At 34.0% G+C, this 19,561-nt stretch carries 21 protein-coding genes; 2 read left to right on the forward strand and 19 right to left on the reverse strand.

The genetic code is table 11. From position 1 onward, the window contains the following. Positions 1-61 precede the first annotated feature (61 nt). The 15 genes from AC1Q5Z_RS10490 to aspS all read right to left on the reverse strand — a co-directional run bounded on the left by AC1Q5Z_RS10490 (position 62) and on the right by aspS (position 14,379). Positions 62-1,501 carry a complex I subunit 4 family protein gene (locus AC1Q5Z_RS10490; RefSeq protein WP_343588650.1) on the reverse strand — a complete coding sequence of 480 codons (1,440 nt, stop codon included), beginning with the start codon at positions 1,499-1,501 and terminating at the stop codon, positions 62-64. Between the two features lie 10 nt (positions 1,502-1,511). After that, positions 1,512-3,395 (reverse strand): NADH-quinone oxidoreductase subunit L, encoded by a 1,884-nt coding sequence (gene nuoL / locus AC1Q5Z_RS10495; RefSeq protein WP_343588649.1) that lies wholly within the window; start codon positions 3,393-3,395, stop codon positions 1,512-1,514. Between the two features lie 6 nt (positions 3,396-3,401). Next, complete coding sequence (nuoK, locus tag AC1Q5Z_RS10500; RefSeq protein WP_008466103.1) at positions 3,402-3,722, reverse strand: NADH-quinone oxidoreductase subunit NuoK; 321 nt, start codon at positions 3,720-3,722, stop codon at positions 3,402-3,404. Continuing rightward, positions 3,722-4,261 (reverse strand): NADH-quinone oxidoreductase subunit J family protein, encoded by a 540-nt coding sequence (locus AC1Q5Z_RS10505; RefSeq protein ID WP_008466105.1) that lies wholly within the window; start codon positions 4,259-4,261, stop codon positions 3,722-3,724. The genes nuoK and AC1Q5Z_RS10505 overlap by 1 nt, the downstream gene beginning before the upstream one ends. Next, positions 4,262-4,807, reverse strand: coding sequence for a NuoI/complex I 23 kDa subunit family protein (locus tag AC1Q5Z_RS10510; RefSeq protein WP_109191389.1), 546 nt, complete (start codon positions 4,805-4,807; stop codon positions 4,262-4,264). Between the two features lie 88 nt (positions 4,808-4,895). Continuing rightward, complete coding sequence (gene nuoH, locus AC1Q5Z_RS10515; RefSeq protein WP_198854881.1) at positions 4,896-5,948, reverse strand: NADH-quinone oxidoreductase subunit NuoH; 1,053 nt, start codon at positions 5,946-5,948, stop codon at positions 4,896-4,898. Between the two features lie 6 nt (positions 5,949-5,954). Beyond that, the gene (locus AC1Q5Z_RS10520) at positions 5,955-6,983 is read right to left on the reverse strand and encodes an NADH-quinone oxidoreductase subunit G (RefSeq protein WP_091490522.1); all 1,029 of its coding nucleotides are present in this window, start codon (positions 6,981-6,983) and stop codon (positions 5,955-5,957) included. Between the two features lie 92 nt (positions 6,984-7,075). Beyond that, complete coding sequence (nuoF, locus tag AC1Q5Z_RS10525) at positions 7,076-8,446, reverse strand: NADH-quinone oxidoreductase subunit NuoF (protein WP_179003261.1); 1,371 nt, start codon at positions 8,444-8,446, stop codon at positions 7,076-7,078. Position 8,447: 1 nt separating this feature from the next. Beyond that, complete coding sequence (locus AC1Q5Z_RS10530) at positions 8,448-8,978, reverse strand: complex I 24 kDa subunit family protein (RefSeq protein WP_492444702.1); 531 nt, start codon at positions 8,976-8,978, stop codon at positions 8,448-8,450. Positions 8,979-9,034: 56 nt separating this feature from the next. Continuing rightward, complete coding sequence (locus AC1Q5Z_RS10535; RefSeq protein ID WP_111368854.1) at positions 9,035-10,273, reverse strand: NADH-quinone oxidoreductase subunit D; 1,239 nt, start codon at positions 10,271-10,273, stop codon at positions 9,035-9,037. Between the two features lie 21 nt (positions 10,274-10,294). Beyond that, positions 10,295-10,816: an NADH-quinone oxidoreductase subunit C gene (locus tag AC1Q5Z_RS10540; RefSeq protein WP_198854880.1), complete on the reverse strand. Its 522-nt coding sequence runs from the start codon at positions 10,814-10,816 to the stop codon at positions 10,295-10,297. 1 nt (position 10,817) lies between these two features. Continuing rightward, complete coding sequence (locus AC1Q5Z_RS10545; protein ID WP_111378918.1) at positions 10,818-11,366, reverse strand: NADH-quinone oxidoreductase subunit B; 549 nt, start codon at positions 11,364-11,366, stop codon at positions 10,818-10,820. 150 nt (positions 11,367-11,516) lie between these two features. Next, a complete protein-coding gene (locus tag AC1Q5Z_RS10550) occupies positions 11,517-11,882 on the reverse strand; it encodes an NADH-quinone oxidoreductase subunit A (protein WP_095929654.1) in 366 nt (121 codons plus the stop codon). A 242-nt stretch (positions 11,883-12,124) separates the two neighbouring features. Beyond that, positions 12,125-12,319, reverse strand: coding sequence for a cold-shock protein (locus tag AC1Q5Z_RS10555; RefSeq protein WP_007137066.1), 195 nt, complete (start codon positions 12,317-12,319; stop codon positions 12,125-12,127). Positions 12,320-12,627: 308 nt separating this feature from the next. Further along, a complete protein-coding gene (aspS, locus tag AC1Q5Z_RS10560) occupies positions 12,628-14,379 on the reverse strand; it encodes an aspartate--tRNA ligase (protein WP_198854878.1) in 1,752 nt (583 codons plus the stop codon). Between the two features lie 156 nt (positions 14,380-14,535). Between aspS and AC1Q5Z_RS10565 the strand changes: the two genes are divergently transcribed. Together AC1Q5Z_RS10565 and AC1Q5Z_RS10570 are read left to right on the forward strand one after the other, a co-directional pair. Continuing rightward, entirely contained in the window at positions 14,536-15,528 is a 993-nt protein-coding gene (locus AC1Q5Z_RS10565; protein ID WP_492444706.1) for a TlpA family protein disulfide reductase, read from the forward strand. 211 nt (positions 15,529-15,739) lie between these two features. Beyond that, positions 15,740-16,087 (forward strand): toxin-antitoxin system YwqK family antitoxin, encoded by a 348-nt coding sequence (locus tag AC1Q5Z_RS10570; RefSeq protein WP_198854876.1) that lies wholly within the window; start codon positions 15,740-15,742, stop codon positions 16,085-16,087. Positions 16,088-16,140: 53 nt separating this feature from the next. Here AC1Q5Z_RS10570 and AC1Q5Z_RS10575 read toward each other — a convergent pair whose 3' ends face one another. From AC1Q5Z_RS10575 to AC1Q5Z_RS10590, 4 genes are all read right to left on the reverse strand, one after another. Continuing rightward, a complete protein-coding gene (locus AC1Q5Z_RS10575; protein ID WP_492444708.1) occupies positions 16,141-17,253 on the reverse strand; it encodes a PepSY-associated TM helix domain-containing protein in 1,113 nt (370 codons plus the stop codon). A 64-nt stretch (positions 17,254-17,317) separates the two neighbouring features. Next, the gene (locus AC1Q5Z_RS10580) at positions 17,318-18,868 is read right to left on the reverse strand and encodes a PepSY-associated TM helix domain-containing protein (RefSeq protein ID WP_345156884.1); all 1,551 of its coding nucleotides are present in this window, start codon (positions 18,866-18,868) and stop codon (positions 17,318-17,320) included. Positions 18,869-18,873: 5 nt separating this feature from the next. Beyond that, entirely contained in the window at positions 18,874-19,173 is a 300-nt protein-coding gene (locus tag AC1Q5Z_RS10585; RefSeq protein ID WP_198854873.1) for a hypothetical protein, read from the reverse strand. 13 nt (positions 19,174-19,186) lie between these two features. Beyond that, on the reverse strand, positions 19,187-19,519 hold the full coding sequence (locus AC1Q5Z_RS10590; protein WP_343588645.1) for a hypothetical protein: 333 nt from the start codon (positions 19,517-19,519) through the stop codon (positions 19,187-19,189). Positions 19,520-19,561 lie beyond the last annotated feature (42 nt).

The raw sequence follows: 19,561 nt of genomic DNA on the forward strand, positions 1-19,561 counted from the left end.
TCTTTTTGATTTAGGATTCCAATTTTTAAGTGTAATCCTAATTTATTTTTTGTTTAAAATATTAGTTCTTATTGATAACTTGTAAAATGGTTTCCAAGCTTGGTGTAATCAAATCTGTAATTGGTTTTGGATAGAATCCGAAAAACAATAAAACCGCAATGATTACAACAAATGAAACTCCTTCGTTAAGTGTAACATCAGCAAAAGTTTTTGCATTTGTTTCTCCTAACATTACATGCTGGAACATTCTTAACATATAGTAAGCTCCTAAAATAATAGTAGTTCCACCAAGAATAGCAAACCAGATATTAATTTGAGATAAACTGTATAATACTGTAAACTCTCCAACAAAGTTAAATGTACTTGGCAATGCAACAGAAGCTAATACTAAGATTAAAAACATTGATGTGAATTTTGGAGACTGAGTACGAATACCACCCATTTCTTCAATTTCTCTAGTTTCGTACCTTCTGAAAATTACTTCAGCAGCGAAGAATAATCCAACTACAACAAAACCGTGAGCGATCATTTGCATAACTGCACCTCTAAAACCATCTAGAGTTAAAGTGTAAGATCCTGCAGCAATTAATCCAACGTGAGCAAGAGAAGAATAAGCCAATAATTTCTTTAAATCTTTTTGTCTTAATGCAACGATTGATCCGTAGATAACACCAGCAATTCCTAAAGCTATAAATATATACATGTATTCTTTTGCAGCGATTGGCGCAATTGGCAATTGCCAACGAAGTACACTATACAATCCCATTTTTAGCATGATACCAGATAAAAGCATTGTTCCAACGGTTGGTGCTTTTTGGTATACATTTGCTTGCCAAGTATGGAAAGGAATAATTGGAATTTTGATAGCATAAGCTAAAAAGAAAGCCAAGAAAATCCAGAATTGCTCACAAGCAGATAAGTTTACTTTGTATAAATCTTCGATTAAGAAAGAACCTGCTTTTTGGTATAAATAAATGAAAGCAGTTAACATAAATAACGAACCAGCAAGCGTGTAAATAAAGAATTTAACCACTGCTTTTCTACGCTCTTCAGCATCTCCGTTACCCCAGATCAAAGCAATAAAGTAGATTGGAATAAGAGCTAATTCCCAGAAAATGTAATATAAAAGACCATCAGAAGCTAAGAAAGTTCCAGTCATAGCAAAAGCCATGAATAAGATCAAAGCATAAAATCCTTTTGCATTTTTATATTCATTTCCAAAAGACGAAAATATAATAATCGGAGTTAAAGCAGCAGTTAGTAAAACCATTGCAAGTCCAAGTCCATCACCGTTTAAAGCGAATGAAATTTTAGGTTGATTAATCCAGCTGTTGATTACGCTAATATTTTCACCTGCGTTATAATTATTCAATAATACAATTGAACATCCTAAAGCGGCTAAACTAAAAAATAAAGCAACTTTTGAAGCTAGTTTGTCACCAGAAAAATAAGTGGCAAATGCACCAATTAAAAGTATAATTAATATAGTAGAAACGTTCATAGTAATAATATTATTGAGCTAAAAATATATAGGAAACAATTGCACAAAGTCCTAAAACAAATACAAATAGATATAATCCTATACTTCCGGTTTGTAATTTTTTTCCTTGGAAAGCAATTTCGTTTGCTATTTTACCTAATCCAAAAACAAGAGCAGACAATCCTGTCTCGATATAATCTCTAAAGAATTTAGATAAACTATTTACTGGTGCTACAAATACAGCGTCGTAAACTTCGTCTACATAGTATTTGTTGTATAACACTTTGCTTAAACCAGTAATGTTTTCATCAGATTCTGGAACATTATCTTGTTTAAAGTATTTTACGTAAGCAATTAAAATTCCTAGTAATCCGCCTAAAACTGCAACACCCATTAAAGTGTATTCTGTTGTGCCTAAATGATGTTCTTCGCCTGCCACTTTTGTGAAAAGAGGAGCAAGGTAACCATTTAACCAGCTGTTTCCAGGTAAACTGATTAATCCACCAAAAGTTGCTAAAATAGCTAAGATGATAAGCGGAATAGTAATTAATGAACCGCTTTCGTGTAAATGGTGTTTTTGCTCTTCTGTTCCTCTAAATTCTTTGAAGAAAGTCAAGAACATTAAACGGAACATATAAAAAGCCGTCATGATTGAAGCAACAGATCCAACAACGTATAATGGAATACTGTGGTGGAATGCAGTCAATAAAATTTCGTCTTTAGAGAAGAATCCAGAGAAGAATGGAACTCCTGAAATTGCTAATGAAGAAATCAACATTGTCCAGAAAGTGATTGGCATTGCTTTACGCAAACCTCCCATGTTACGCATATCTTGTTCTCCGTGTAATCCGTGAATTACAGATCCAGAACCTAAGAATAAACAAGCTTTAAAGAAAGCGTGAGTGATTACGTGGAAAACCGCTACTTCATAAGCTCCAAATCCTAATGCTAAAAACATTAAACCTAATTGAGAAACTGTAGAGTAAGCTAATACTTTTTTGATATCGTTTTGAACTAATCCAATTGTAGCCGCAACTAATGAAGTGATTGCTCCAATAATTGCAATTACAGATTGAACATCTGTTGCAAGGTCGAAAACAAAGTTTAATCTTGTTACCATAAAGATACCAGCAGTAACCATCGTAGCCGCGTGGATTAAAGCAGAAACTGGAGTTGGTCCAGCCATCGCATCAGGTAACCAAGTGTATAAAGGAATTTGAGCAGATTTACCGCAAGCTCCAATAAACAAGCATAAAGCAGCTAAAGAAAGTAAAGGTAAATTTAAATTTGTAGCTCCAGCAATTGCAGTTTTTAAAGTTGCATAATCTAATGTTGAAAACATTGATCCAATGATGAACATTCCGATTAATAAACCTAAATCTCCAATTCTGTTCATGATGAAAGCTTTTTTCGCAGCATCATTGTAATCTTGGTTTTTATGCCAGAATCCAATTAATAGGTAAGAACAAAGTCCAACACCTTCCCATCCGATGAAAAGAACTAATAAGTTGCTTCCAATTACAAGTGTAATCATGAAGAATACGAATAGATTTAAATAAGCAAAGAATTTATGCATATTTTCATCATCGTGCATGTAGCTGATAGAGTATAAGTGAATCAAAGATCCGATTCCTGTTACAAAAAGTAACCAAAGAACAGATAATTGATCTAATAAAAATCCAAGGTTGATTTTTAAGTTGCTAATTTGAATCCAATCAAATAAAGTAACTTCGATTCCTTTTCCAGTTGAAGTTATTTGATTAAAAAGTAAAAGAGAAACTACAAAAGAAATTGCTACAGCAATAGTTCCGATTGCACCAGAAACTGTTTTGCCTAAGCTTTTTCCAAAAAAGACATTTACTAGAAATCCTAGTAAAGGAGTTAAAACTAAAATTAAAGCTAAATTGGTATCCATTTCTGATTATCCTTTTAAATTTTTTAAATTATCGATACTGATTGATCCGATATTTCTAAAGATAGAAACTAAAATGGCCAATCCTACCGCAACTTCGGCTGCAGCAACCGCCATCGAGAAGAACACAAAAACTTGTCCTTGTGCATCTTGATGATAAGTTGAAAAAGCAACAAATAAAAGGTTTACCGCATTCAACATAATTTCGATAGACATGAAAACGATAATAGCATTTCGTCTGTACAATACACCAAAAATTCCAATACAGAAAAGTACAACACTCAAAAAGATGTAGTTTTCAATACCTATTTGATTTAATATATTACCCATTATTTATTTAATTTTTCTTTTTTAGACAATAGAACTGTTCCAATCATAGCAACCAAAAGTAAGATTGAAGCAAATTCGAACGGAACCATATATTCGTTCAATAATATTTTACCTAAAACTTTAATTGATTGGAAATCTTCTCCAGTAGAATCGTATTCACCAACAATTGGTTTCGAGTTGATAAAGATTGTAATTAAAACAATCAATATTAAACAGAAAGAAACAATAGCACCTAAACGTGTAATTCTAGGACGGTGAACTTCTCGCTGTTCGTTCAGATTCATCAGCATGATGGTAAACAGGAACAGAATCATAATAGCTCCGGAGTAGACTATTATATGTACAACAGCTAAGAACTGAGAATTTAATAGTAAATAATGACCAGCAATAGAAAAGAAACAAATTACCAAGTAAATGGCACTATGAATCGGATTTCTGCTGAAAATAGTCAAGAAAGCAGTAATAACGGTAATGAACGCTAAAAAGCAAAAGATAACTTGTATAGTTGTCGCGTGTGCAAAATCAGGAATATGTATCATTTAGTTAGCGTTTTTAAGTTGAGCATTTTTCATAGCCATTTCTAAAGGCATCACTAATTTATCTTTCCCGAAAATGAAATCTTCTCTATTGTAATTAGCAGGAACCAATACTTTAGATTCTGTTAAGTAAATAGCGTCTTTTGGACAAGCTTCTTCACATAAACCGCAGAAAATACAACGAAGCATGTTGATCTCATAGATTTCAGCATATTTTTCTTCTCTGTATAAGTGTTTTTCATCAGGCTTGCGTTCAGCAGCTTTCATTGTTATAGCTTCTGCTGGACATGATAACGCACATAATCCGCAAGCAGTACAGTTTTCACGGCCTTGCTCATCACGTTTCAACATATGCTGACCACGATAAACTGGACTCATTTCACGAACCTGCTCTGGGTAATGAATGGTAACTTTCTTTCTAAAAAGGTGTTTTACAGTAATAATTAAACCTTTTACAATCGCCACAAGATACAATCGTTCAACAAAAGACATGTCCTTATTTGACACCACCTTTTTTCTACCCGATAATGATATAGTTTCTATTGACATTTTTACTATTATAGTTTATGATTTATAATTTGATATCGAATCAAATTTAAAATCTATTTTGTTTTTTATTTGAAGCTAACTTCGGTTCTTAGAATCCTAAAGCAGCTAAGATTTCGTGTCTTAAAATAACAACACCCGTAATCATGATATTAATGATCGAAAGCGGAATTAAAATTCTCCATCCTAAGTGCATTAATTGGTCATATCTAAATCTTGGAATCGTCCAACGTACCCACATGTAAAAGAATATGAAAAAACATATTTTTACAAATAATGCAGCAATACCTAATAAGTTAGCCACATTTACACCTACATTTTCTACCATCCATTGCATTCCTGGGTAGTTGTATCCACCAAAGAATAGTACAGAAATAATAGTAGAAGAGATAAACATACTTGCATATTCAGCAAATAAATAGAATCCCATTTTCATAGATGAATATTCTGTGTGGTAACCTCCAATTAATTCGTTTTCACATTCTGCTAAATCGAAAGGAGTTCTGTTTGTTTCAGCAAATGAACAGATTAAGAAAATTAAGAATGATAATGGCTGATAGAAAACATTCCAGTTCATTCCTTGCTGCTGTAATGAGATTTCTTTTAAACTCATTGTTCCAGTCATCATCAATAAAGCGATTATTGATAATCCCATTGCAACCTCGTAAGAAACCATTTGAGAAGCAGCACGAATAGCTCCCATCAAAGAGAACTTATTGTTAGAAGCCCATCCGCCAATCATGATACCATAAACTCCAACGGAAAGAACTCCAAAAATGTACAATAATGCGATATTAACATCTGTAGCTTGAAGAATAATGTCTCTTCCAAAAAGGTGTAAACGATCTCCCCACGGAATTACAGCACTAGTCATCAAAGCAGTACTCATTGCAATTGCAGGTCCAACTACGAATAAAAATCTATTTGGTGTGTTTGGGAAAAACTCTTCTTTAGAGAATAATTTCATACCATCTGCAAGCGGTTGTAATAAACCTCCCCATCCAGCACGGTTTGGTCCAACACGATCTTGCAAGAAAGCAGCAACTTTACGTTCTGCCCAAGTAGAATACATCGCCATAATCATTGTTACCGCAAAAACGACAACAATTACAACACTTTTTTCTATAATAAATGCACTTTCCATTTCTTACTATTTTTGATCTTTATCAGTTAATGGAATTGCAGCCATACTAATCTTTTTACGGTCAATATCTCTACCTAAAAGGATATTCTTTTCTGTATCGATTGTAACTTTCTCTAATTTTTGAGTGTAGTTATTTTGGTTGATAACAGAATCTTTTTCAAATTCTCTCGGACCTTCAATAACCCAGTCATTTACATCTTTGTGATCAAAACGACAGCTGTTGCAGATGAATTCTTCAACTTCATGGTACTCGTCTTTACGACCAGTTACACGTTGAATTTCTCCACCAAACATCCAAACTGTAGTTTTACCGCAACATCCTGGAGTAGTACATTCTCTGTGCGCGTTATAAGGTTTGTTAAACCAAACCCTTGATTTAAAGCGGAAAGTTTTATCTGTTAAAGCTCCAACCGGACAAACGTCAATCATGTTTCCAGAGAACTCATTGTCAATTGCTTTAGAAATTCCAGTAGAAATATTAGCGTGGTCACCGCGATCTAATACTCCATGAACTCTGTTGTCTGTCAATTGATCTGCAACTTGTACACATCTTTGGCATAAAATACAGCGATTCATGTGAAGTTGAATATTTGGACCAATATCTTCTGGTTCAAATGTTCTTTTTTCTTCAATATAACGTGATTTCGGATTTCCGTGCTCGAAACTTAAATTTTGTAAATCACATTCTCCAGCCTGATCACAAATTGGACAATCTAATGGGTGATTGATTAATAAAAATTCTGTTACAGATTTGCGAGCCTCAGTTACTCTTGCAGACGATTTACTGTTTACTTCCATACCATCCATACATCCTGTTACACAAGATGCCATTAATTTTGGCATTGGTCGTGGATCAGCTTCACTACCTTTAGAAACTTCAACTAAACAACAACGACATTTACCGCCACTGCCTTTTAATTTTGAGTAATAGCACATGGCTGGCGGAACTAAATCTCCACCAATCATACGTGCAGCCTGCAGGATCGTTGTTCCTGGTTCTACGTCTATACTTTGACCGTCTATGGTTACTTTCATCTCTTATTGATTTGAATGTTGAAAGTCGGAATATTTAAAAGAGTTGCTGTCCTTTTTAATATTTTTAACTTTATAACTTTCTCTATATATTTTTATACGATTACTTTACCGCCTACTAAATGCTTAACTTGTGAGAAAGGCTCGGCAACAAAGTGATCTCTATTTTTAATTTTTTCTGGGAAACGAACGTGATATTCGAATTCATCTCTAAAGTGACGAATCGCTGCAGCTACTGGCCAAGAAGCGGCGTCACCAAGTGGACAGATTGTGTTTCCTTCAATTTTACTTTGAATGCTCCACAATAATTCGATATCTTCTTCACGGCCTTGACCGTTTTCGATTCTCCATAAGATTTTTTCTAACCATCCTGTTCCTTCACGGCAAGGAGTACATTGTCCGCAAGATTCGTGGTGGTAAAAACGAGCAAAGTTCCAAGTGTTTCTAACAACACAAGCTGTATCATTGTAAACAATAAATCCTCCAGAACCTAACATCGATCCGGTAGCAAAACCACCATCACTTAAAGATTCGTAAGTCATTAAACGGTCTTCGCCATTTGCTGTTTTGAAAATCAATTCAGCTGGTAAAATTGGCACAGAAGAACCTCCTGGTACAAATGCTTTTAACGGACGGCTTGAAGACATTCCTCCTAAATATTCATCAGAATTCATGAATTCGTCAACACTTAAACCTAATTCAATTTCGTAAACACCAGGATTTTTAATGTGTCCTGAAGCAGAAATTAATTTAGTTCCAGTAGAGCGCCCAATTCCAATTTTAGCATAATCATCACCAGAATTGTTTACAATCCAAGGCACCGTCGCAATTGTTTCAACATTGTTTACCACAGTTGGATTTGCCCAAAGACCAGAAACTGCTGGGAAAGGTGGTTTAATACGAGGATTTCCTCTTTTACCTTCCAATGATTCTATTAATGCTGTTTCTTCTCCACAGATATAAGCTCCAGCTCCACAGTGTACGTGAAGTTCAAGATCATAACCTGTACCTAATATATTTTTTCCTAACCATCCGGCAGCTTTTGCTTCGGCGATTGCTCTTTCTAAAATTTTGAAAACCCACATATATTCTCCACGGATGTAGATATAAGATAGGTTAGCGCCCAAAGCGTAGCTTGAAGTAATCATTCCTTCGATCAATAAGTGAGGAATGTATTCCATCAAAAATCTATCTTTGAATGTTCCTGGCTCAGATTCGTCGGCGTTACAAACTAAGTGTCTTGGTCTTCCTGATTTTTTATCGATAAAACTCCATTTCATTCCAGCAGGGAAACCTGCACCACCACGACCACGTAATCCTGATTTTTTTACTTCTTCAGTAACTTCGTCTGGGGTAAGGGTTTTTAAAGCTTTTTCTACAGAAGCGTAACCACCATTTTGGCGATAAACTTCGTAGGTTTTAATTCCAGGAATATTGATTTTATCTAATAATATTTTTTGTGACATCTTATTTATCGTGTAATATTATTTTATCATCTCTACAATCAGCAATGATCTGATCGATTTTCTCTTCTGTCAGTTTTTCTTGGTAGAAATCACCTAATTGCATCATCGGAGCGTATCCGCAAGCACCTAAACATTCTACACCAGCAATGGTAAACATTCCGTCTGGAGTTGTTTCTCCCATTTTAATGCCTAGTTTTTCAGAAGTATAATCCATCAAATCTTCGGCACCTCTTAAACAACAACAAGAAGTTTGGCAGAACTCAAACATGTACTTACCAATTGGCTTTTGGTTGAACATCGTATAGAAAGTTACAACTTCATAAACCTCAATTGGTTTGATCTGAAGAATCTCAGCAACTTTGTCTTGCAATTCAATACTAAGCCAGTTGTTATGTGCATCCTGAACTTCGTGCAAAACAGGCAATAAAGCTGATTTTTGTTTGCCCTCAGGATAATGACTGATTAATTCATTGATACGAGCGATCAATGCTTCAGTCATATTTATTTCTTGTTTGTAATGTTTTCTTTCCATTTTATTCTTGTTTTGCCGCAAGGGCGCAAAGGCACAATTTTTTTAATCTAAATTGTTTAGGCGTCTAATTCTCCTGCAATTACGTTCAAACTTGAAAGAATGATAATTGCATCAGAAAGCATGGCACCTTTAATCATTTCTGGGAATGCTTGATAATAAATAAAGCAAGGTCTTCTGAAATGTAATCTATATGGAGTTCTACTTCCGTCTGTTACTAAATAAAAACCAAGTTCTCCATTTCCTCCTTCTACAGGGTGATAGATTTCTGCAACTGGTACAGGAACTTCTCCCATTACGATCTTAAAGTGATAAATTAAAGATTCCATAGAAGTATAAACATCTTCTTTTGGAGGAAGGTAGTAATCTGGAACTTCAGCGTGATATTCGTTTCCTGGAGGCATTTTTTCTAAAGCCTGACGAATAATGCTTAAACTTTCCCAAACTTCAGCATTACGAACACAGAAACGATCGTAAGTATCTCCTGATTTTCCAACAGGAACGATAAAGTCGAAATCTTCGTAAGATGAATAAGGTTGTGCTACACGTACGTCGTAATCAACTCCAGCAGCACGTAAATTTGGACCTGTAAATCCGTAAGCCATTGCTTTTTCGGCAGTGATGCCACCAACGTTTACAGTTCTATCAAGGAAAATTCTATTTCTCTCGAATAAGTTTTGGAATTCCTGCCAAACTGGAGGGAATTCTTCAAGGAATTTATCTAGTTTTTTGAAAACTTCTGGAGACCAGTCTCTTTCAAAACCACCGATTCTTCCCATATTTGTAGTCAAACGAGCTCCACAAATTTCTTCGTAGATTTCGTAGATTTTTTCTCTAAATTGAAAAACGTATAAGAAACCAGTATACGCACCAGTATCAACCCCTAAAATTCCGTTACAGATAATGTGGTCCGTAATACGAGCCAATTCCATAACGATAACTCTTAAATATTGTGCTCTTTTTGGAACTTCAATGCCTAATAGTTTTTCTACTGTCATCCACCATCCCATATTATTAATAGGAGAGGAACAATAGTTCATACGGTCTGTAAGAGGTGTAATTTGATAAAAAGGACGATTTTCGGCAATTTTTTCGAATGCTCTATGGATGTAACCAATAGTTGGCTCAGCCTCAAGAATTTTTTCACCATCCATCAACAAGATATTTTGGAAAATACCGTGTGTAGCAGGGTGAGTCGGACCTAAATTTAGTACAGAAAGTTCACTTCCGTCGTCGTTTAGTCTCTCCTTAATTATTTTAGCATAACGATGCTCTGGTGGTAATAATAGTTCTGACATTTTATAATGTTGAATTATTTTTTAGCAATTTGATGTTGTTCTTCCGAAGAATCGGTCATCCTTATCTGTTCTTCCGCTGTCTTCCATTGGGAATTCTTTTCTCATTGGATGAGACTGCATTTCGTCCATATTTAAAATACGTTTCAACTGAGGATGTCCTATAAAGTCAATCCCGTAGAAATCGAAAGTTTCTCTTTCCATCCAGTTAGAAGACAAGAAAATATTTGAAACTGTTTTAATTTCTGGTTTTTCGCCGTTTAAGAAAACTTTGATTTTTAATCTTTTGTTTTCGTACCAGTTGTGTAAATGATAAACAACTGCAAACTGACGTTCTGTTTCGTTATCTGGATAATGAATGCCGCACAAATCTGTTAAGAAATGAAAACGTAATTCTGGATCGTTTTTAAGGAAAAGAATCAACGGTGTAATTTTATCAGCCGAAGCTTCTAAAGAAAAAATATCTCTTTCTTGTTGAAAGTTAAAAACATCGTTACTGAATGTTTCTACAAGTTTGTCTTGAATTTGGGTATTTTCTAAGGCCATCTTATGAGATATTATATGAAGCTAATAATTCTTGGTATTCTGGTGAGCTTCTTCGTCTCACAGATTCGCTTTTAACCAAGTCCTGAAGTCTCATAACTCCATCAACAATTTGTTCTGGTCTTGGCGGGCATCCTGGTACATAAACGTCAACAGGAATTACTTTGTCAATTCCTTGAAGAACAGAGTAAGTATCAAAAACTCCTCCTGAAGAAGCGCATGCTCCAACAGCAATTACCCAGCGAGGTTCTGACATTTGCTCGTAAACTTGTCTCAAAATAGGAGCCATTTTTTTAGAAATAGTTCCCATTACTAATAACATATCGGCTTGTCTTGGCGAGAAACTCACACGCTCAGAACCAAATCGAGCTAAGTCATAGTGAGATGCCATTGTTGCCATGAATTCGATACCACAGCATGAAGTCGCGAAAGGAAGCGGCCATAATGAGTTAGCTCTTGCTAAACCAACAACATCACTAAGTTTTGTGGCGAAGAAACCTTCACCAGTAACTCCTTCTGGTGGTGCAACCATATTTACTTTTGAATCGCTCATTTTATTTTAGATTTCTGATTTTAGATTTTAGATTCATTGAAATCGTAAAAGGTAAAATCAATTTTTTAAATCAGTACTTTAAATTTGAATTCAAATTTTAAATCTCAATATTAGATAAATCTAAAATCTCAGATCTAAAATCTAAAATCATTATTCCCACTCTAATGCTTTCTTTTTGATGATGTAAAAGAAACCAACTAAAAGCAAAGACATGAAAACTAACATTTTTAGCATTCCTTCAATTCCTAAGTCTTTGAAGTTTACTGCCCAAGGATAAAGGAAAATAACCTCTACGTCGAATAATACGAACAAAATGGCAACTAAGAAGTATTTTACAGAGAATGGAATACGGGCGTTACCAACAGATTCGATACCACACTCGAAGTTTTTATCTTTAACTTCAGAGGTTCTTCTTGGTCCTAATTTTCCAGAAATAATGATTGTTCCTACCACAAAACCAACAGCTAGAATAAACTGCATTAAAATAGGAATGTAACTGTATTGATCAGATTGCATAAACTTCGATTTTATACTTAAAAAATGAGCCACAAAGATAACTTGGAACTCTGTAAAACACAAGCTAAAAAAGGATTTAAGTAGGGTAGTAAACCGCGTTTATGTCTAATTTTTATTCATTATAAATAACATTGCGTTATTTTAATATTTTTTTAAGAAATGGGCAAAAAAAAACGTCCCGATACTTCGGGACGTCTTCTGAGACCATTCAGAGGCAAAAAAAATAAATTGCTATATTTTTCTTAGATTACTGCTACTTTAGCAGCAACTTTCCCTTTTCTTCCTTCTTCTTCTTCATAGCTTACACGGTCACCTTCGCGTAATTCTTCCGCGTTAATTCCTGAAGCGTGAACGAAGATGTCTTTTCCTGTTTCTTCGTCTGTAATGAATCCATAACCTTTAGATTCATTGAAAAATTTTACTGTACCTGTACGCATTTGTAATGTAATAATAATTTATAATAAACAAATGTAGTATATAATATCATACAAAAGACATCTACGTGTTAATTTTTTGTAAAAATTATTGATTTACAGTGTTTTTACGTGGTTTATTGCGTCAATTTGTTTATAAAATACCATAATTTGCGAATCATTAATTGTAAGAATAAGAAAACATTACGTTTGTAAGAATATGATAATTCAAAAAAATAATGACTTAAGATTTTTCTTAATATTTGATTAAATTAAAAAAGCCGCTGAAATTTCGGCGGCTTTTTGTTTTTTTATGAATAAATTACTTCTAATTAAGCTATATCTACTTTAATACGAAGTTCTTTCAATTGTGCATCGTCAATTGCAGCAGGTGCATCGATCATAACATCGCGTCCTGAATTGTTCTTAGGGAAAGCGATGAAATCTCTAATTGTTTCCTGACCTCCAAGAATTGCTACAAGTCTATCAAGACCAAAAGCAAGTCCTCCGTGAGGTGGTGCTCCAAATTGGAAAGCGTCCATTAAGAATCCGAATTGCGCTTTTGCTTCTTCTTCGGTAAATCCTAAATATTTAAACATTAATTGTTGTGTCGCTTTATCGTGAATACGAATAGATCCACCTCCAATTTCGTTTCCGTTTAAAACCATATCGTATGCATTTGCGCGAACTTTTCCTGGTTCTGTTTCCAGTAAAGCCATGTCTTCTGGTTTCGGAGAAGTAAATGGATGGTGCATTGCATGGTAACGACCGCTTTCTTCGTCTAGTTCTAATAATGGGAAATCTACAACCCATAATGGAGCAAATTCTTCAGGATTACGTAATCCTAAACGAGTTGCTAATTCCATACGCAATGCAGAAAGTTGAGCACGTGTTTTGTTTGCAGGTCCAGAAAGAACAAAAATCATATCGCCAGGATTTGCTTCTGTAGCTTTTGCCCAGTTTGCTAAATCGTCTTGATCGTAGAATTTATCTACAGATGATTTGTATGTTCCATCTTCATTACATTTTACATAAACCATTCCAGATGCACCAACTTGTGGACGTTTAACCCAGTCAATTAATCCGTCGATTTCTTTACGAGTATAATTTCCAGCGCCAGGAACAGCGATTCCGACAACTAATTCTGCTGCATTGAATACAGGGAATTCTTTATGTTGTGCAAATTCGTTTAGTTCTCCAAACTTCATTCCGAAACGAATGTCCGGTTTGTCGTTTCCGTATGTTTTCATGGCGTAGTCGTAAGTAATTCTTGGGAATTTGTCTACTTCAATACCTTTAATTTCTTTAAGCAAGTGTCTTGTCAATCCTTCAAAAATATTCAAAATGTCTTCTTGCTCTACAAATGCCATTTCGCAATCAATTTGAGTAAACTCAGGCTGACGGTCGGCGCGTAAATCTTCATCACGGAAACATTTCACGATTTGGAAATATTTATCCATACCTCCAACCATCAAAAGCTGTTTAAAAGTTTGAGGAGATTGCGGTAATGCATAAAACTGACCTTCGTTCATACGGCTTGGTACAACGAAATCTCTTGCTCCTTCAGGAGTCGATTTAATTAAATAAGGAGTTTCAACTTCGCAGAAATCTAAATCAGATAAATATTTACGAACTTCCATTGCCACTTTGTGACGGAATAATAAACTGTTTTTTACTGGATTTCTTCTAATATCCAAGTAACGGTACTTCATTCTGATATCTTCTCCACCATCTGTTTCATCTTCGATTGTGAAAGGAGGAGTGAGTGCAGTATTTAAAATCGTTAATTCTGAAACTAAAATTTCGATTTCACCCGTTGGAATGTTTTTGTTTTTAGCTTCACGCTCAATTACAGTTCCTTTTACTTGAATTACAAATTCTCTTCCTAGAGTTTTAGCCAATTCAAAAACGGTTTTATCAGTACGACTTTCGTCGAAAATAAGTTGCGTAATTCCGTAACGGTCGCGTAAATCGACCCAATTCATAAATCCTTTATCACGTGATTTTTGAACCCAGCCCGCAAGTGTAACTACGGTATTAATATTTGAAGCGTTTAATTCGCCACAATTATGACTTCTATACATAATCAAAATTTTAGACTGCAAAAGTAAATACAAAATTCAAGATAATATAGTAAAGTGGAAAGTTGATGCAGAATAATTTTAAATATTTTGTTAATTCTCAAATTGGAAAGGTTTAATTTATTTAGTTTTGAGTATCTAAAACTAATTGAAATACCTATGAAAAAACTTTTTGTTGCAGGTTTAGTAATTTTTAATGCTTTGAATATTGCCGCTCAAAGTGGAAATTCTATTAAGTTCACAGCTAAAATAGATAATAGAAATAGCGACACTTTAGTAATTAAAGGAAGAGATTTTGAGAAAGTAATTCCGATTGATAAAAAAGGAGTTTTTGTTTCTTCTTTTGATGCTCCTCAAGGATTTTATGTGTTTTATGATGGCAAGGAATCCTCTAATCTATATTTGAAACCAAATTCTGAGATCAATTTAACGCTGAATGCTCAGGAATTTTATAAAACGATTGTATATAAAGGTAAAGGAGTAGAAGAAAGCATCTTTTTAGCACAGCAAGCTATAAGAAACGAAAACTTTACAAAAGATGCTTTTACAAAAGAACCGAATGAGTTTAATGCTTTGCTTGATGACAAATTGAAATCGGATACAGAAAAAATAGAGAAGAGTGATTTTTCGGCAGATTTTAAAACAACTTTAAAACGCAGTTTTGAAAGTTACCATGAATTAGTCGCTCGACAGTATGAAAGAGTTTCAAAAGCAAACAAATTTACGGGGAAAGTTTCTCCAGGGTTTGATTATGAAAATTATAAAGGAGGGAAAACCAAGCTTTCTGATTTTAAAGGAAAATACGTTTTTATAGACGTTTGGGCAGTTTGGTGCGCGCCTTGCAGAGCTGAGATTCCTTATTTAAAAAAACTTGAAGAAAAGTATCATGGAAAAAATATTGAATTTGTGAGTATTTCTATTGATAAACTAAAAGACAGTGACAAATGGAGAAAATTTATTGCCGATAAAAGTCTTGGAGGTACACAGCTTTTAGCAGATAAGGATTGGGAATCTGAATTTATTGTTAATTATAATATTACTGGAGTTCCGAGATTCATTTTGGTAGATCCAAGTGGTAATATTCTAAAATATGATGCAGAAAGACCTTCAGACCCAGAATTAGATAAACAGCTTACAGCATTATTGAACTAATTTATTTACGAAATTTACAACGTTATCGTAAAATTTAAATAGTTCTAAAATACCAGTAAAACCAGTGCTTGAGCGCTGGTTTTTTTATTTTATGGATTTTTCCAATGTTAAGTTTTTAATCAATGTTACCAAATTGTTAAGCAAAAGTTTTTTTAATGTAAACAATTAACTATATTTGATAAAGATTTCTTAACATTAAAGACCTAAAGATATGAAAAAGAGTGTAATTTTAGCTGCAATATTGTTCTCTGGAATTGTAGTTGCACAAGAAGGAAAGCCTGAATTAGAAGCTGCTGGGAACAAGGTAAAAGCAACCTATTACTATGAAAATGGTAAAGTGCAGCAAGAAGGCTTTTTTAAAGATGGTAAATTAGACGGTGTTTGGGTATCTTATGACGAAAATGGAAACAAAAAAACCGTTGGAGAATACGCAGACGGAGTTAAAACTGGGAAATGGATTTACTTTAATGAAGACAGCTTGAAAGAAGTTGCTTATGTTGACAACAAAGTAAGTTCGGTTAAAAATTTACAGAAAAATGCTTTAGCAAACAGAAATTAATCATATAATTTCAGTACCAATTATAGAAAGACCGCTTTAAATGAGCGGTTTTTTTATGGCTTTACTTTTTTAGATTTCTTTTTTCTTCCAAACCAAATTACAAATCCGCTGACGGGAAGCGCTGCGGCAATTAGACTTACTATAAAAGCGATAATTTTTCCTGGAAGATTTAAAACTTGTCCTGTATGTATTCCGTAATTCATTTCGACAACTTGCAATCCTAAACTCTTTTTATCGAATGTCTGACTTTGAATAAGTTTTCCGCTTGACGGATGAAAATAATAATTGCTCTGCTGGTCGTAACGCAATGTGTGCGGATATGCGCCTGTACTCACAATGTCACCTTTTTGTTGTGGAATCATTACAAAGAACATTTCTGCTTTTGGCTGTAATTTTAAGGTTTGAATAAAAGCTTTGTCAATTGCTGTGGCCGAATTTGATTTGAAAGTGGTTGTATCAATTGTAGGCGTTTTTGTCTCGGTTGCTTTGTCTCCACCGAAATTGAAAGATTTATAAATTCCGTCGCCAACCCATTCGTATGTAAAAGTAAGTCCAGTTATGGCTAGAATTAAAGCAATTAACGAAATATAAAAACCAGAAGTATTGTGCCAGTCATAATTTACGCGACGCCATTTTGCGGACCATTTTACAGTAAAACTTCTTTTGATGTCACTTCTTCGTTTTGGCCACCATTGTATAATTCCTGAAATAAGCAATAAAATAAAAATGATGGTTGAAACACCAATAATATGTTTTCCGATATAATCGGGCAGGAGTAGATACAAATGAATGTATTCTACTATAATAAAGAAATCGGTTTTTGGATTTTCTGTTTTTAAATATTTACCTGTATAGGGATTGAAATAGAGATATAAATTTTCTGTATCTGAATAGGTATAAACAATTGCCGATCTGTTTTTTCCGTAATAAGCAACCATACTGGCTTTATTCGCAGGAGCAATTTCTTTTGCTTTTTGCTGCAATTCAGATGGTAATAGAAAAGATTTGTTTTGAGGTTCTACCAAACGCCAATCTTTTCTTGTAATATCTTTTATTTCATCATGAAAACAAAAAATACAGCCCGTTATACAAACTACAAAAACAATAAGCCCAGAAATTAATCCGAGCCATTTGTGTATAAAACGTATTTTGGTTTTGAATCCCATATTTTGATTAAAAACGTAAAATTATACGCAAAATCAATAGAGGACAAATAAATTGAGCTAATTTTTAAGAAACTGCTTTTTTGGGTTTTAAATGATAAGCTGTATATAATGTAATTGCTGCTAAGAAAATCCAAAAAACGTCGATAAAGAAAATCTGAAATTTGTTTTCTATAAATGAAGTCCAAAACCAATTTCCAGAAACAATTCCGTTGGTAATTGGAATTAAGAATCCTAAAATACTTCCTGAAACCAAACAGAACTTATTCGTAAAAGCATCATTCTTTTTAATAATAAAGAAAATGGCAAGCAATAGCCAACCTCCAAAATAAAGAGCATATAAATTAGATTGGCTTAAAGGATAGAAAATCTTACTTCCAATAAAAGCTAATGCCGTAATAGGATACATGCTTAAGCAAATTGCCAGATAAATACGAACAACGGCATTGTTGAAACGTCTTTTCTTTTCCGGCATATTGTTTTTTTGTCGCGCAACAAGCCAAATCATGACTCCAGAAATAATAACAAAACAGGTTATAATTCCTAAAAGGAAACTTACGATTTTTAAAGCATATCCACCATAATCGCCAAAATGAATTCGGTACAAAACATTTTTTACAACATCTAGGTAATTAGTTTGGGCAATTGGGTCTTTTTTAGCAATTTCTTTTCCATCGGCAATTCTATAAACTACTTTCCCAATTCCTGTAAATTTCTTATTGCTTAAAAGTTCTCCTTCGACCAAAACGTGCATATTGGCATCTCCATAATTCTGGATAAAAACACGAGTAATTTCAAAATCTTTCCAGTTCTTTTTGGTTTTGGCAACTAGCTCATCAATATTAAATGGATTGGCTAACTTTTTATTTTCAAATTTATAATCGGCATCTGTGTATTCTAATTCTTTATATAATTTATCCTGATCACCATTGTATAAAGCAGCTACAGCTGGCGCTACTATTAAAAGTTTAATCATGAAAAAGGCACCTGTAACGGCATATACAAATTGAAACGGAAGTCCAATCATTCCTAATGCTGTGTGTGCATCTGTCCAAAGTGTTTTTAATTTTTCTTTTGGACGGAAGATATAAAAGTTAGAAACGATTTTATTCCAATGCAATAAAACTCCTGTCACGATTGCGAATAAAAAAAACAGAGCGGTAAATCCGGCTAAATAATATCCGGTAGGATATGGAATTTGCGCCAAAAAGTGGAGACGGTATAAAAGTTCACCAAGAGAATAAGATTCTTCGTAAGTATAAGATTTGTAATTTTTATTGTCTAAATAGAAAAACTCTCCTGCTTGTTGTTTTTTGGGAGCCAATGTGTCTTTGGTTCCTTCCATATAAACAGCAACTCGATTTTCTATTGAAGGTTTAGAAATAGTGATATTTCTTCCGTGCAAAACATATTTTTTATCTAAATGCTGCAGGGCGTCATTGTAATCCAATTGAATTTCTCTTGTGATTGCTGTAGATTCACTTCTTTCCCAATTGATGATTTCATCTCTAAAAAAAGAAAAAGATCCAGCGAAGAAAATTACAAAAAGAATTACACTGATAACGATTCCGCTGACAGTATGTGTATGAAAATAGATATTGTAATGACGGTTATTCATATATATTATTGTGCCGTATTATAGGTTTGACCCAAATAAATAAAAAGACAAAAAAGTAAAGAAAGCAAGATGTAAATTCCCCATATTTTCCAACCGCTTTTGGCTAAAAAAGCAATGATCATTAAGGCAACCCATAAAATAAAACCAGTAAAAGCCATTGTCATTAAAACATTGGCGCGGTTAAACCAAGAAGCTAGAGCCAAATGAAAAGTGACAGAAACAAAGTATCCTCCTAAAATTGCAGCAGTAATTTTGGAAAAACGTGGCCAAAAAGAGGGATTTAGATATTTTGAATTTGCTGGCATAATTTGATAATGATTACTGGTAATAGAATTCTGTTAGTGCAATAAAAACCAGTAGCGCCAAAAGTAACTTACTGTTTATTTTTTTTAGTGGTGTAAGGATAATGATTAAACTTCCTACAGTCATGAGCTGAATAAAAAACATCAAAGTGCCACAGCCTAGTGATTGCGTAAAAAGCCACATTGAATAAGCGGAAAGCAAAAGCATTAAGCCGATGATTTTAGTTGGTTTCGGATTTTTCTGCATCCATTTTTCAAAACCTAAATCATAAGACAAAACAGCTCTTTTTGAAGTGTAATACAACGTGTAAAAAGCTAAAAAAACGATAAGACTGGCAGTTGTAATCATAATCTTTAAAATTTAAAAAAACACCTTTCCTATAAGAAGAGA

The organism is Flavobacterium sp. GW823-FHT06G12 (assembly GCF_058794775.1).

Bases quoted from the DNA above. Each gene is read 5' to 3' on its own strand.
- AC1Q5Z_RS10505 (WP_008466105.1), bottom strand. From the start codon at position 4,261: ATGATACATATTCCTGATTTTGCACACGCGACAACTATACAAGTTATC.
- AC1Q5Z_RS10490 (WP_343588650.1), bottom strand. From the start codon at position 1,501: ATGAACGTTTCTACTATATTAATTATACTTTTAATTGGTGCATTTGCC.
- nuoF (WP_179003261.1), bottom strand. From the start codon at position 8,446: ATGTCACAAAAAATATTATTAGATAAAATCAATATTCCTGGAATTAAA.
- AC1Q5Z_RS10590 (WP_343588645.1), bottom strand. From the start codon at position 19,519: ATGATTACAACTGCCAGTCTTATCGTTTTTTTAGCTTTTTACACGTTG.
- AC1Q5Z_RS10535 (WP_111368854.1), bottom strand. From the start codon at position 10,273: ATGTCAGAACTATTATTACCACCAGAGCATCGTTATGCTAAAATAATT.
- AC1Q5Z_RS10550 (WP_095929654.1), bottom strand. From the start codon at position 11,882: ATGCAATCTGATCAATACAGTTACATTCCTATTTTAATGCAGTTTATT.
- AC1Q5Z_RS10565 (WP_492444706.1), top strand. From the start codon at position 14,536: ATGAAAAAACTTTTTGTTGCAGGTTTAGTAATTTTTAATGCTTTGAAT.
- AC1Q5Z_RS10575 (WP_492444708.1), bottom strand. From the start codon at position 17,253: ATGGGATTCAAAACCAAAATACGTTTTATACACAAATGGCTCGGATTA.
- AC1Q5Z_RS10530 (WP_492444702.1), bottom strand. From the start codon at position 8,978: ATGGAAAGAAAACATTACAAACAAGAAATAAATATGACTGAAGCATTG.
- AC1Q5Z_RS10545 (WP_111378918.1), bottom strand. From the start codon at position 11,366: ATGAGCGATTCAAAAGTAAATATGGTTGCACCACCAGAAGGAGTTACT.
- AC1Q5Z_RS10580 (WP_345156884.1), bottom strand. From the start codon at position 18,868: ATGAATAACCGTCATTACAATATCTATTTTCATACACATACTGTCAGC.
- AC1Q5Z_RS10585 (WP_198854873.1), bottom strand. From the start codon at position 19,173: ATGCCAGCAAATTCAAAATATCTAAATCCCTCTTTTTGGCCACGTTTT.
- AC1Q5Z_RS10520 (WP_091490522.1), bottom strand. From the start codon at position 6,983: ATGAAAGTAACCATAGACGGTCAAAGTATAGACGTAGAACCAGGAACA.
- AC1Q5Z_RS10540 (WP_198854880.1), bottom strand. From the start codon at position 10,816: ATGGCCTTAGAAAATACCCAAATTCAAGACAAACTTGTAGAAACATTC.
- nuoK (WP_008466103.1), bottom strand. From the start codon at position 3,722: ATGGGTAATATATTAAATCAAATAGGTATTGAAAACTACATCTTTTTG.
- aspS (WP_198854878.1), bottom strand. From the start codon at position 14,379: ATGTATAGAAGTCATAATTGTGGCGAATTAAACGCTTCAAATATTAAT.
- nuoH (WP_198854881.1), bottom strand. From the start codon at position 5,948: ATGGAAAGTGCATTTATTATAGAAAAAAGTGTTGTAATTGTTGTCGTT.
- AC1Q5Z_RS10510 (WP_109191389.1), bottom strand. From the start codon at position 4,807: ATGTCAATAGAAACTATATCATTATCGGGTAGAAAAAAGGTGGTGTCA.
- nuoL (WP_343588649.1), bottom strand. From the start codon at position 3,395: ATGGATACCAATTTAGCTTTAATTTTAGTTTTAACTCCTTTACTAGGA.
- AC1Q5Z_RS10570 (WP_198854876.1), top strand. From the start codon at position 15,740: ATGAAAAAGAGTGTAATTTTAGCTGCAATATTGTTCTCTGGAATTGTA.
- AC1Q5Z_RS10555 (WP_007137066.1), bottom strand. From the start codon at position 12,319: ATGCGTACAGGTACAGTAAAATTTTTCAATGAATCTAAAGGTTATGGA.